The 12917-nt window shown below is 72.7% G+C and carries 10 protein-coding genes and 1 tRNA gene; 1 reads left to right on the forward strand and 10 read right to left on the reverse strand.

Going from position 1 to position 12917, the window contains the following annotated elements:
• Window positions 1–124: 124 nt before the first annotated feature.
• Entirely contained in the window at window positions 125–775 is a 651-nt protein-coding gene (locus OG992_RS05090; protein ID WP_266302533.1) for a hypothetical protein, read from the forward strand.
• 5 nt (window positions 776–780) lie between these two features.
• On the opposite strand, the gene OG992_RS05095 is transcribed toward OG992_RS05090, so the two are convergent.
• The 10 genes from OG992_RS05095 to fdh all read right to left on the reverse strand — a co-directional run bounded on the left by OG992_RS05095 (window position 781) and on the right by fdh (window position 12193).
• Window positions 781–966: a hypothetical protein gene (locus tag OG992_RS05095; protein WP_036410487.1), complete on the reverse strand. Its 186-nt coding sequence runs from the start codon at window positions 964–966 to the stop codon at window positions 781–783.
• 101 nt (window positions 967–1067) lie between these two features.
• Window positions 1068–2345, reverse strand: coding sequence for a hemolysin family protein (locus OG992_RS05100; protein ID WP_266302534.1), 1278 nt, complete (start codon window positions 2343–2345; stop codon window positions 1068–1070).
• 80 nt (window positions 2346–2425) lie between these two features.
• Window positions 2426–2623 carry a hypothetical protein gene (locus OG992_RS05105; protein WP_030327722.1) on the reverse strand — a complete coding sequence of 66 codons (198 nt, stop codon included), beginning with the start codon at window positions 2621–2623 and terminating at the stop codon, window positions 2426–2428.
• 55 nt (window positions 2624–2678) lie between these two features.
• Window positions 2679–3428, reverse strand: a complete 750-nt coding sequence (locus tag OG992_RS05110) for a hypothetical protein (RefSeq protein ID WP_266302535.1) — start codon at window positions 3426–3428, stop codon at window positions 2679–2681.
• Between the two features lie 54 nt (window positions 3429–3482).
• The gene (gene selB, locus OG992_RS05115) at window positions 3483–5282 is read right to left on the reverse strand and encodes a selenocysteine-specific translation elongation factor (RefSeq protein ID WP_266302536.1); all 1800 of its coding nucleotides are present in this window, start codon (window positions 5280–5282) and stop codon (window positions 3483–3485) included.
• A gap of 2 nt (window positions 5283–5284) precedes the next feature.
• Complete coding sequence (selA, locus tag OG992_RS05120) at window positions 5285–6589, reverse strand: L-seryl-tRNA(Sec) selenium transferase (protein WP_266302537.1); 1305 nt, start codon at window positions 6587–6589, stop codon at window positions 5285–5287.
• A 23-nt stretch (window positions 6590–6612) separates the two neighbouring features.
• Window positions 6613–6708, reverse strand: a tRNA-Sec gene (locus tag OG992_RS05125).
• Window positions 6709–6721: 13 nt separating this feature from the next.
• Complete coding sequence (gene nrfD / locus OG992_RS05130; RefSeq protein ID WP_266302538.1) at window positions 6722–7966, reverse strand: NrfD/PsrC family molybdoenzyme membrane anchor subunit; 1245 nt, start codon at window positions 7964–7966, stop codon at window positions 6722–6724.
• Window positions 7963–8931 (reverse strand): 4Fe-4S dicluster domain-containing protein, encoded by a 969-nt coding sequence (locus OG992_RS05135; protein WP_266302539.1) that lies wholly within the window; start codon window positions 8929–8931, stop codon window positions 7963–7965. The genes nrfD and OG992_RS05135 overlap by 4 nt, the downstream gene beginning before the upstream one ends.
• Window positions 8921–12193 carry a formate dehydrogenase gene (gene fdh, locus OG992_RS05140; RefSeq protein WP_266305155.1) on the reverse strand — a complete coding sequence of 1091 codons (3273 nt, stop codon included), beginning with the start codon at window positions 12191–12193 and terminating at the stop codon, window positions 8921–8923. Before fdh ends, OG992_RS05135 begins: the two co-directional genes overlap by 11 nt.
• Window positions 12194–12917 lie beyond the last annotated feature (724 nt).

The following is a 12917-nucleotide window of genomic DNA, read 5'->3' on the forward strand; positions in this document are numbered from 1 at the left end:
TTCCGGGTACGGGGGGCGGATTCGACCGCCTCCACGCCTCGGCATACCCGCCCGCCCCGACGGCATTCCGGCCACGGTCAGCGGCACGACGGCTAGCGGGTCCTCAAGTGGGTAACCCGACGGGGTGGGCAATGACCGACGTGTGGTGCGGGTGCTGCTCGACCGGCGTGGCCGCACGTACGCGGAGGAAGCCGGCATCCGGCTCGCCGACCGGCCGGGACCGCTGTATCAGCTGCTGGTGCTGACCACGCTGCTGAGCACCCGGATCCGCGCGTGCATAGCGGTGGACGCCGCGCGAGAGCTGTTCGCCGCCGGCTACCGCACCCCACAGGCCATGGAGGCGGCCAGTTGGCAGGAGCGCGTCGACGCGCTGGGCCGGGGCCACTACCGCCGCTACGACGAGCGGACCGCCACCATGCTCGGCACCGGCGCCCGACTGTGCCTGGACCGCTGGCACGGTGACCTGCGACGCCTGCACCGGGAGGCGCAGGGCGACCCGGCCGGGCTGCGGCGACGGCTCACCGAGTTTCCCGGCATCGGCCCCACCGGCGCGGACATCTACCTGCGCGAGGCACAGACGGTCTGGTCGGACGTGCGCCCGTACGCCGACCGTCGGACCTTGGCCGGGGCGAAGCGGCTGGGTCTGCCGGGGTCCCCGGATCGGCTTGCCGGTCTCGTCGACGAACCGGACTTCGGCCGGCTCGCGTCAGCGCTGGTACGGGTGGCGCTGGGCGAGGAGTCCGCCGGTGAGGTCACCCGCGTCGCCGCCCGCTGAGGCGCTCACTTGACCGTCTTGTCCCCCGGACGGGTCAGGTGCCACACCAGCAGAGCGGCGAGCAACGCCAAGACCACCACCCCGCCGGAGATGCCACGGCCCTCCTCGGGGCTTCGGCCGGCGCTGCCGAAGTAGATCACCGCGAGGCCGGCCAGCACCGTGACGAACGTACGCAACCCTCGGTCCTTCACGTCTGGCACCGTAGGCGTACCGCGTTCCCCGCTTCGTCGATTTAGGTCTTTTGTCAACCTTCTGGGTGACCGCTCAGCAGTCAGCCTTCTGGGGTGACCGCTCAGCGCTCGGTGACGAACCCGCAGAGCCGCACCCGGCGCACCGCCCGGTCGGCGACCTCCACCACCTGCAGGGTCAGCCCGGGCAGGCGCACCGTCTCACCAGGGGCATCGGGCAGGTGCCGCAGTCGGGCCAGCACCAGACCAGCCACCGTCGTGTAGTCCCGGGACAACGGAAAGCTCAGCCGTACCCCCAGGTCGGGCAGGTCGTGCAGCGGGAAGTCACCGGGCACCAGCAGCGACCCGTCCGGTTCCCGGACGACCCCGCGCACGTCCCGGTCGGTCTCGTCGTACAACTCGCCGACCACCTCGGCCAGCAGATCCTCCATGGTGACCATGCCGTCGATGCCCCCGTGCTCGTCAACCACCAGGGCCAGTTGCTGATGCTCCTGGCGCAGCTGACGCATCGCGTCGGCGACCGGCAGGGTCACCGGCAGCAGCAGCGGCGCCCGGACCCGCTCACCCACCGGGGCGGTGCCGGCCCGCACCAGGTCGCGGATGTGCACCACCCCGAGCACCTCGTCCAGGCCGCCGGGCCCGGTGACGGGAGCGCGGGACCGCCCGGCAGCGGCGAGCTGTCGGACCCCCTCATCGGCGGCCAGAGCGGCCGGCAGCGTCGTCACCTCCCGCCGGGCCACCAGGATCTCCCGCAGCGTCCGGCCGGCGATGTCGAAGGCGCCGGTCAGGATCTCCCGCTGCTGGGCCGACAGGCCGCGCTGGCTGGCCAGCATCTCCCGCAGCTCCTCCTCGGTCATCTCCTCCCGGTTGGCCCGCGGGTCACCACCTGCGAGTCGCACGACAGTGTCGGTGGCCCGACTGAGCAGCCACACCGCCGGCCGGGACACCCGAGCCAGCAGATCCAGCGGGCCGGCGCTCAGCAGCGCCCAACGCTCGGCCCGCTGCATGGCCAGCCGTTTCGGGGCCAACTCCCCGAGCACCAGCGTGACGAACGTCAGGAGCACTGTCACCAGCAGCACCGCGGCGGGACGCGCCGCCCCGCCGAGGAAACCCAACGGCCCGACCAGCGGAGAGGCCAACGACACCGCGGCCGCCGCCGAGGCCAGGAACCCCGCCAGGGTGATGCCGAGCTGAATGGTGGCCAGGTAACGGTTCGGGTCCCGGGAGAGCTGCACCAACCGGTCGCCGGCGCGGCTGCGCCGACCCAGCCGCCTCAACTGCCCCTCCCGCAGGGTCACCAGTGCCATCTCGCTGCCGGAGAGCGCGGCGTTGACCAGCACCAGCACGGCCACCAACGCCAACTGCCCGAGCTGACCGCCCATCGCGTACCCCCGTCCGCCGCCTGAGGTCACTCAACCGCAGCGGGGCGCGGCGCGGGCCCGGTTTGCGACCGCGCCCCCGCTCAGTCGACCTCCAGGTCGTCCAGCGAGATGGCGTGGGTCATCAGCCACCGGGCCAGCGCCGACATCCCGAACAGCCACAGCGGCACCGACTCGGTGGGGCCGTTGGTGGCGTAGATGGCGAAGCGCAGGTCCGGCGCGCGGTACGCCTCGATCCGCCACCGGTGCTGCCGGTCCCGCCAGACCGCTGAAGGGTCCATGGCGTCACCGTAGGTGACCGACGTCGACCTCGGGGCCGGTTGGCCCGGCACCGGCTCAGCCCGGCACCACAGTCGTCCCGAACACGATGCGGGCGACGGACACCAGAAGGCTGATGCCGACCGCGGCGAGGATCAGCCAGCCGACGCCACGCCACCCCGAGCCCCGGCCGGGCACCGGCACCGGCGGCGGTCGCCACAGCTCCCGGTACGTCCAGGCCAGCACACCCACCCCGAACGGCAGCAGACCCACCCAGAACCAGAACCACCGGGTGCCCGCCAGCGGCGGCGCGCCACCGATCAACCGGCCCAGCCACAGCACGGTCAGCACACCGGCGAGCAGAGCCGCAGCGTTCCCGATCCGCTGCCCGGGGCCCCCGTCCACGCTGCCCGCGGCGGAGATCGTGGCGAGCTGGGCGTCCCGCCAGCTCGGCGCGGCGCCCACCGACGGGTCTGGATCGGCGAGGTACGAATCCCCGGCAGGCGGTGCGCCGAAGGTGTACCGGCTCTGGCCGTTCGGCACGGTCCAGACGAGCATTCCGCCGTTCGTCGCATACTGCGGTCGGGACCGGCTCCCCCAGTGCGCGCCGTCGTCCGCCCAGCCGGACGCCCGCTGGAATGCCACCACCTGGCCAGTCGCCAGATCCCGGTCGAGCTGGGCCTCGGTCGACTCGCGGGGCTCGACCCACCACGCCAGAGGTGCCCACAGCACCCACAGCACCGGCAGCGCCCAGCGCAGCACCACCGGGACGACCGCACGCCACCCACCACCGAGACGCCGCGACGGGGACGGGGACACCTCGAGCATTCCGCCACGGTCGCACCTCAGCGCAACCCTGTCAGCCCCGGAAGGCGTACGCGCTCAGGTGACGACGATGCGGGCGTCGTCGGGCAGCCGACGGGTCGCGCCCCGCCGGTCCAGCAACTCCAGCAGGGGCACCGCCACCCTGCGGGTGGTGTCCAACGCCTGCCGGGCCGCGGACAGCGTGAACGGCTGCGGCAACCCGGCCAACACGCGGACCGCGTCGTCGAGCACGTCGGGCAGCAGCACCACGTTGTCGGCCAGCCGCAGCAGGGCACCGGCCCGCACCGCGGCGCCGATCTCCCGGGGGCCCAAGCCGAGGTCGACGAGGCGGTCCGCTTCGGGGGCGCGGAACGGCCGGTCGCCGTACTCGGCGCGGACCCGTTGCACGGCCAGGGCCACCGGTTCAGGCAGCGCGTTGGCGCTCGCCGCCCCGACCCGACCGGCGTGAATCCGCAACGGCGGCCGGACCAGCGCCTCGACCAGCACCCGGTCGGGCAGGGCGAGGCGTTGACGCAGCGCGTCCACTGGCATCCCGGCCTCCAACGGGTGTTCCCGCGCGTGCCGGGCGACCTCCTCGGTCAACTGCTCACCGAGCCGCCGCCAGTGTGCGGGGTCGGCCAACCAGTCACCGGCCACCGGCTCGGCGTATACCGGCCCGTCTCGCATCGGCTCGGCGTGCACCGGCAGGTCTTGCACCGGCACACCCATGCGGATCAACGCGCCGGCCCGGATCAGCCGGCGACGGCGCAGCTCCCCCGCCAGGTCGGGTCGACCGTCCAACTCGGCGAGGACCTGGGCGCGGGCGGCGGCCGCACCCCGTCGGCCCAGCGGTGGAGGTGCCACGTCCAGCACCCGTACCCCGCCGCTGACGTGGTGGCGGCCCGGGTCCCGCAGCAGCGCCCGGTCACCCACCAGCAACGGCAGTGGGCGGGCCAGCCGCAGCCGGACGGTGTCCGGGCCGAGTGGACGTACCCGTACCGGCACCGCCGCCGACCCGACGTGCAGGGTGAGGGTGGCCGGCAGGTCGGCGGCCGGGTCGCCGGCGAGCCGGACGTCGACCAGGTCGGTGTGGTGAAACCGGCCCGGGGTGAGCAACGCGTCGCCCCGGCCGAGCCGGTCGCGGGGCGTACCGCGCAGGTTGACCGCCACCCGGGCGACCGCCGCCGCCTCCGGTCGGGCCTCGCCCAGCGAGTGCAGGCCACGGACCCGGACGGGTTCGTCGGCGCCGGCCAGCTCCAGTTCGTCGCCCACCCGCAGGCGGCCGGCGCCGAGGGTGCCGGTGACGACGGTGCCGCTGCCCCGCACTGTGAAGCTACGGTCCACCCACAGCCGAACCGGGTCGTCCACCACCGGCGCGGGCAGTTGGGCGGCGAGCTGGTCCAGGGCCGCCCGCAGCTGCGGCAGGCCGGCGCCGGTCAGGCCACTGACCGCCACCGCCGGCACCGCGCCGAGGCTGGTCTCGGCGATCTCGGCGCGGGCGCGGGCCGTCGCCGGCCCCGGGTCGGCAAGGTCCGCGCGGGTCACCGCGAGCAGTCCGTACGCGACGCCGAGCGCGTCGAGCGCGGCCAGGTGCTCGGCGGACTGCGGCATCCAGCCCTCGTCGGCGGCCACCACGATCAGCGCCGCCGGAACCGGGCCGACCCCGGCGAGCATGTTCGGCACGAACCGCTCGTGCCCGGGTACGTCGACGAAGGCGACGGTGCCGCCGGACGGCAGCGTCGTCCAGGCGAAACCCAGGTCGATTGTCATCCCCCGGCGCCGTTCCTCGGCCCACCGGTCGGGTTCCATCCCGGTCAACGCCCGGACCAGTGTCGACTTGCCGTGGTCGACGTGCCCGGCGGTCGCGACGACGAACACGCTCAGTCCTCCCCGGGTACGCGCAGCACGGCCTCACGGACGGCCTCGTCCGCGTCGGCGGGCACACAGCGCAGGTCGAGCAGGAGCCGGCCGCGCACCACCCGACCGAGGACCGGCGGGTCTCCGGTGCGCAGGGGTGCCGCGTACCGCTCGGGCAGGCTCAACGCCCACGAGTCCAACTCCACCCCCGGGGCGCCGCCCCCGCCGACCACCGCGACGGCCGGCACCACCTCCGCCTTGCGGCCGTCCGCGCCGAGCCGGTCCCGCAGCCGCTCGACCCGTTCCCGCAGGGCACCCGGGTCGGCGTGCAGCGCCACCTGGGTCGGGGTGGCCGGTTGGTGCACTGTGGCGGCCAGCGCGGCCAGGGTGAGCTTGTCCACCCGCAGCGCCCGCGCCAGTGGGTGGCGACGCAACCGCTCGATCACCTCGACGTCACCCAGCAGCAGCCCCGCCTGCGGCCCACCGAGCAACTTGTCGCCGCTGGCGGTGACCAGCGCGGCGCCCGCGCGCAGGGTGCTGGCCGCGTCCGGTTCGTCGGGCAACAGCGGGTCGGCGGCGAGCAGCCCGGAGCCGATGTCCGCGACCACCGGCACCCCGAGTGTGGCCAGTTGCCGTACCCCGACGGCGGAGGTGAAGCCGGTGACCCGGAAGTTCGACGGGTGCACCTTGAGCACGAAGCCGGTCTGCGGGCCGAGCGCGGCGGCGTAGTCGGCGAGGGTGGTGCGGTTGGTGGTGCCCACCTCGCGCAGCCGCGCGCCGGTGCTCTCCAGCAGGTCGGGCAGGCGGAAACCGTCGCCGATCTCGACCAGTTCGCCGCGGCTGACCACGATCTCCCGGCCGGCGGCCAACGCGGTGGCGGCCAGCACCAACGCGGCCGCGCCGTTGTTCACCACGTGCACGGCGCCCGCGTCGGGCACCGCGGCGGCCAGCGCGTCGAGCGCGCCCCGGCCCCGGCGGGCCCGCCGGCCGGTGGCCAGGTCCAACTCGACGTCGGTGTGTCCGGCGGCGGCCACCACCGCGGCGACAGCGGCGGACGACAACGGCGCCCGACCCAGGTTGGTGTGCAGCACGACACCGGTGGCGTTGAGCACCACCCGGGGGCCGGGCGGGGGCAACGCGGCGACCGCCGCGTCGCGTACCTCGTCGGGGTTGAGCTCACCGCGGCGGGCGCGGCCCTGCGCGTGGGAGACGATCGCCTTGACCCGCTCCCGGCCGAGGGTCACGGTGGCGGCGGCCAGCACCGGGTCGGCGAGCAGCGTGTCCGTACGGGGCACCCGACGTCGCGGGTCCACCGGGCCGTCGCCCATCACGTCATCTCCTGCGAGCGGTGTGGCGGAGACGGACGGGAATCGAACCCGCCTGGCCCGGGTCCCGGACCACTCCGGTTTTGAAGACCGGGAGGGGCACCAGCCGCCTGAACGCCTCCACCGGACATTCGATCACACCGCGGGCGGGACCGCCCGGTCAGCTGGAAGATCCATGCCGTTTCGCCGTGCCTCGACCCGTTCGCGCTGCGGCACCACCGTGTACTGGGGGTCGCGGGCCGAGGCGACGCCACCGTAGAAGATGCCGAACCGGGTCAGCACCGACGCGGCCAGCAGCGCGGTCCCCGAGAGCGCCCCGACCACCCGACTGCGCCGGCCCAGCAGAGCACCCGTCACCCCGCCGACAGTCAGCAGCCGCCCCGCACGCAGCAACCGACCCGGCCGGCCCAACCGGTAGGGCTCGCTGAGCAGGCCGAGGCGGGTCTCCACCCGATGCGCGCCGTACAGCTCCAGGGCCGCGCCGGCCACCGCCATCCGGCGGGCCGGCCCGGCCTGGGCCGGCGGCGCGGCGAGCAGACCCACGCCGGCGCCGCTGGCCAACGCGCTGCCCGCGAAGATCACCGGCAGCTCGGGGTACGCCTCATGCCAGGACGGCACCGCCGTGTCGGCCAGCAACACCCCGGTGTACGTGGCCAGCGCCGGCGCGGTGCCGGCGGCGAGCAGCCCAGCGGCGTGCCCGATCGGCGGCAACGCCCGGCCGGCCAGCCCGAGCAGACCGTGCCGGGGCAGCACACCGGCCGCCTCGGCGATCGCGGCGAGGCCCGCCGCCGGCCCGTACGCGGTGAGAATCCAGGTACCCATCGACATCGGCGAGGTCGGCTTGGCCACCCGCAGCATGTGGTGGAACCGCGCCGGCCGGCCCAGGTCCTTCACCAGGAAGACGGCGCTGGCGCTGACGGCGGCCAACGCGGTGACCCGACCGGCGCGCCGCAACGCGGGCCGGCCGGTGAGCTGCCCGCCCGCTGCCAGCAGCGACGAGCCGGCTGCCAACCCGCCGGTGAACAGGTACGCGGCGATGTCCCACTTCCAGACCGGCCCCTTCAGAACGGGCCGACCGTAGTAGGACGTGAACTCGGCCTCCGGCACCCGCAGTTCCTCACCGCCGCCGCGCCGCCTGCCCCGCCGGCCCTGCCGGCCCTGCCGGCCCCCGGCTTCGGTGCTTCGCCGCGGCGTCAGGTCGCCCCGGCTGCTGCTGGCGGCGGTGCCCGTGTCGTCCGGATGGTCGCCACCGCTCGTGGCCGCCGCGCCGCTCGCGGTGCGGGGGCGGTCGTCGCTCACCCGTGGGCGGTCGCCGCCCTCGGCGGCGAGGCGCTCCCGGAAACGACGGAACCGGTCGCCCACGGGGCCGGGTGGGGTCATGAGGAACCTCCGACGAACGCGGCGACGGTCGCCGCCGCCATGGCGAGAGCGGCGAGGCCGGCGCGCTTCCACATCTTCGGCAGGTCACGCGTGGTCACGACCGGGTCGGGCGGCAGCCCGTACACCTCGGGTTCGTCCAGGAGCAGGAAGAACGCCCCGTCACCGCCCACGCCGTCGTTCGGGTCGTGCCCGTACAGGCGGGCCTCGGGGACCCCCCGGTCGTGCAGCGTCGCCACCCGCACGGCGGCGTGTTCACGCAGCTCCTCCAGGGGCCCGTACTGGATCGACTCGGTCGGACACGCCTGCGCGCACGCCGGAGTCATCCCCGCGCCCAACCGGTCGTAGCACAGCGTGCACTTCCACGCCCGACCGTCGTCCTTGCGCTGATCGATCACCCCGTACGGACACGCCGAGATGCAGTACCCACACCCGTTGCAGATGTCCTCCTGCACCACCACCGTGCCGAACTCGGTGCGGAACAACGAACCCGTCGGACACACGTCCAGGCAGGCCGCATGCGTGCAGTGCTTGCAGACGTCCGACATCATCAACCAGCGGAAATCCGTGCGCTCCTCGACGCCAGTGCCCCGGCCCGGAGGCTGGACCCCCGGCATACCCAGGAACTGCGGCCCCCCGCCGACCGGCTGGGCAGGGCCGGCGGCGACCGGCGCGCCGAGGACGTCCGCCGGTGCGGCGCCATGCCCGGCCGGGCGGGGCTGCTCGATGAACGCGACGTGTCGCCACGAGTTCGCGGTCAACGCGCCGGTGTTGTCGTACGACATGCCGAGCAGGTCCAGGCCGCTCTCCGGGACGCCGTTCCACTCCTTGCAGGCGACCTCACAGGCCTTGCAGCCGATGCAGACGCTGGTGTCGGTGAAGAACCCCATCCGGGGCGGCGCGTTCTCATAACCTGCCTCGGGCGCCGGGTCCAGCGGGCCGTACAGGCTGTTCGGGTCAGGAAGCACCGTGCTCCTTCCCCTCGTCGTCGGTGGTCACTGCCGGCGCGTGCTGGCCGGGGACGATCCCGGCGCGCCGCTGGTAGTCGGCCACCAGGTCGAGCAACGCCGGGCCGGTGGGACGACGGCCCGGCCGCACGTCGCAGGTGCCGACCTTGCTCTCCTGGATCAGCACGTTCGGGTCCAGGCTGATGCCGAACAGGTCGTTGGCCGAGTCGCCGGTGACCAGACCCTCGAAACCGAAGTGGTACGGCAACCACACCTGGTGGATGATCCGACCGTCCACCCGCAGCGGGGTGAGCCGGTCGGTCACCAGCACCTTCGCCTCGATCACCGCACGGCCGCTGACCAGATGCGCCCAGCCCAGATGCGTCAGCCCGACCTCGCCGGCCAGGGCCGGGGACACCTCGACGAACATCTCCGGTTGCAGCTCGGCCAGCGGTGACACCGTCCGACTCATCGCACCGGCGGTGTGGTGCTCGGTGAGCCGGCTGACAGTGAACACGTACGGGAACACCTGGCCGTGCTCCTGCGGCGGGCTCGGGTTCACCGAGTTCACCGGGTGCGCGTACATCTTGCGGGTCGGGTTGGCCTGCTGACCGTAGAGCGGGTTACGCACCGGCGACTCCACCGGCTCGTAGTGCGTCGGCAGCGGCCCGTCCAGGACACCGCTGGGCGCGTACAGCCAGCCCTTGCCGTCGCCCTGCATGACGAACGGGTCGTCGCCCGCGATGCCCTCCGGCCCGGACGCGCCGGCCGGCGGCCGGTACGACGGTGGCTTGGTCTTCTCGAAGTCCGGCACGTCGTAACCGGTCCACTCGGACTTCTCCGCGTCCCACCACACGTACCGCTTGCGCTCGGACCACGGGTTGCCGTCCGGGTCGGCGGACGCACGGTTGTAGAGGATGCGCCGGTTCGCCGGCCACGCCCAACCCCACTCGGCGGCCACCCAGTCCTGCTCGTGCCGGGACTTGCGCCGAGCCGCCTGGTTCACCCCGTCGGCGTACACCCCGCTGTAGATCCAACAACCGATCGCTGTGGAGCCGTCAGCGCGGGCCTCGGCGAAACCGGACAGCGGGCTGCCGGTCGCCACGTCGTACCCGTTGATCTCGCGCAGCACCGCCTCGGCGCTCGGCTCCGCGTACGGACCGTGCGTGGGGTAGTCCCAGGTGAGGTCGAGCAACGCGCGGTCGCGCGGCAGCGGCGAGTCGGCCAGCTTCTCCCGCAGTTTGCGGCCCAGGTGATAGAAGAACCACAGCTCGGAGCGGGCGTCGCCCGGCGGCTCGACGGCCTTCTCCCGCCACTGCAACAACCGCTGCGTCTGGGTGAACGTGCCCTCCTTCTCCACATGCGACGCGGCGGGCAGGAAGAACACCTCAGTGCGGCACTCCTCCGGCACGATCTCCCCGGTGGCGACCTCCGGGCCGTTCTGCCAGAACGTCGCGCTCTCGATCATGAAGAGGTCCCGGACCACCAACCAGTCGAGGTTGGCCATCCCGAGCCGCTGCGCACGACCGTGCGCGGAGCCGACCGCCGGGTTCTGCCCGAGCAGGAAGTATCCCTTGATCTTCCCGTCGATCATGTTGAGCACCTGCTGGTAGGTGCCGTGATCACCGGTCAGCCGAGGAAGGTAGCCGTAGCAGAAGTCGTTCTCCGGTGTCGCCGCGTCACCCCAGTACGCCTTGAGCAGGCTGGCGGCGAAGGACCGCGCGTTACCCCAGAACCCCTTCTGCCCCGGATGGCGAATGCTGTCCACCCACTCGTCGAAGCTCGGGTGTTCGGCGTGGTGCGGCATCGGCAGATAACCGGGTAGCAGGTTGAACAACGTCGGAATGTCGGTCGAGCCCTGAATGCTGGCGTGGCCACGAAGCGCCATGACCCCGCCACCCGGGCGACCCATGTTGCCCAGCAGGAGCTGGATGATCGCGCCGGTGCGGATGTACTGCACACCCACACTGTGCTGCGTCCAGCCGACAGAGTAGATCAGCATGCCGGTGCGGTCCCGGCCGGAGTTCGCCGTCCACGCCCGCGCCAACTCCAGGAACTGGGCCTGCGAAATACCACAGACCCGCTCCACCATCTCCGGGGTGTAACGGGCGAAGTGTCGCTTGAGGATCTGATAGACGCAGCGCGGATGCTGCAACGTCTCGTCGCGCCGGGTCTGCCCGCCCACCGGCGCGCCGTGCGACTCGTGCGTCAACCCCGCGGCGCTGTCCCGCTCCTGGGCGGTGTGCCCACTGCCCGACGAACCCTCGTGCCCCTCGTACTGCCAGCTGTCCTGCACGTAGGTGCCGGTCTCCGGGTCGAAGCCGGAGAAGAAGCCGTCGCCGTCCTCGGTGTCGCTGAACTCTTCGCTGACGATCGTCGCCGCGTTGGTGTAAGCGAGCACGTACTCCCGGAAGTCCAACTCGTTGTCCAGGATGTAGCGCACCACCCCGCCGAGCAGCGCGATGTCGGTGCCCGCCCGGATCGACAGGTACTCATCCGCGACCGCACTCGTCCTGGTGAACCGTGGATCGACGTGGAAGACCTTCGCACCCTTGCGCTTGGCTTCCATCACCCACTGGAAACCCACCGGGTGCGCCTCAGCCATGTTCGAACCCTGGATGACGATCACGTCAGCGTTGGCGATGTCCTGCTGGAAATCCGTCGCACCGCCACGACCGAAGCTGGCCCCCAGACCGGGGACGGTGGCGGAGTGTCAAATACGGGCCTGGTTCTCGATCTGGAGCGCCCCCATCGCGGTGAACAACTTCTTGATGAGGTAGTTCTCCTCGTTGTCCAGCGTCGCCCCACCCAGACTGGAGATACCCAGCGTCCGGTTGAGCGGCCGGCCCTGCGTGTCGACGTCCTCCCAGGTCTGCTCGCGGGCGGCGAGGATCCGGTCGGCGATCATGTCGAGCGCGGTGTCGAGCTCCAGATCCTCCCACTGGGTCGAGTATGGCCGGCGGTAGCGGACCGTGGTCTGCCGCAGCGGGCTGGTCACCAGGCTCTTGCTCGCCGAACCCTTCGGACAGAGCCGACCCCGCGAGATCGGGCTGTCCGGATCACCCTCGATCTGACTGACCTGCCCGTCCTTCACGAACACCCGCTGACCACACCCCACAGCGCAGTACGGGCAGACCGAACGAGCCACGCTGTCGGCGGTATCGGTGCGGGCGGTGAGCGCGCGGGACCCGTCGGACTTCGCCGCCGCACCCCGGCCCAGCGGGTCGGTGCCGGTGAGCTGGCGATAGACCGGCCAGCCCTCGATGAAGGTCCGTAACCCCAACGCCGACACCCCCTCCCGCACGAGCGACCCTCTGAAGATAGGTCAACTGAGACAGGTTCGCGAACCGAGGACGCACGACAGCGCGCCCCCGGCCGGTGGGCCGGGGGCGGCGCTGGTGTCGGTGTGCAGGTCGCCTCTCGGCGAGTGGCACGACGCGGCTCCAGCCGAACGGTATTCCGCGAAGGCGATATTAGGTGAGGCCCGGGGACACTGAGTCACACCGACACCCTCCACAACCAGCCCGCACCCCGCGTTGTTCCCCGGCTCCACCCATCCGATCCTCGCCCGGCCGTCCCACCGCGTGGCGGTAACACTGCCCCGCCGGGTCGCTCCGCCGCCGGGTCCCATCGCTGCCGGGCCCATCGCTGTCGGGCCGCCCCGCCGCCGGGTCCCATCGCTGGACAGCGGTCGCCTCACGACCACAACACCCGCCAACGCGCCACCCTTCGGGTAGAACCCACGAGATCTTGGACAGTTTCCGTTACGGCAGAACGGAAACTGTCCAAGATCTGCTGGTGGCCCCCGACCGGACCGCGCCATCCGCTTCTGGCAGCGCGGCATCCGCTTCCGGCGGCACCCGGCGGCGCGGCGATCCGCGACCAGCGACTATGTGTCTGCCGCACACGGAGACGGAAGTGCCGCTGGCCGGCACCCGGGTTTGCGGGTGCCGGCCAGCGGTCGGTGTCCTGCCGTGCCGTGCCATGCCGTGGTGCGGTGCTGGGTG

The sequence above is a fragment of the Micromonospora sp. NBC_00362 genome (genome assembly GCF_026342155.1).
Classification (GTDB): domain Bacteria; phylum Actinomycetota; class Actinomycetes; order Mycobacteriales; family Micromonosporaceae; genus Micromonospora; species Micromonospora hortensis.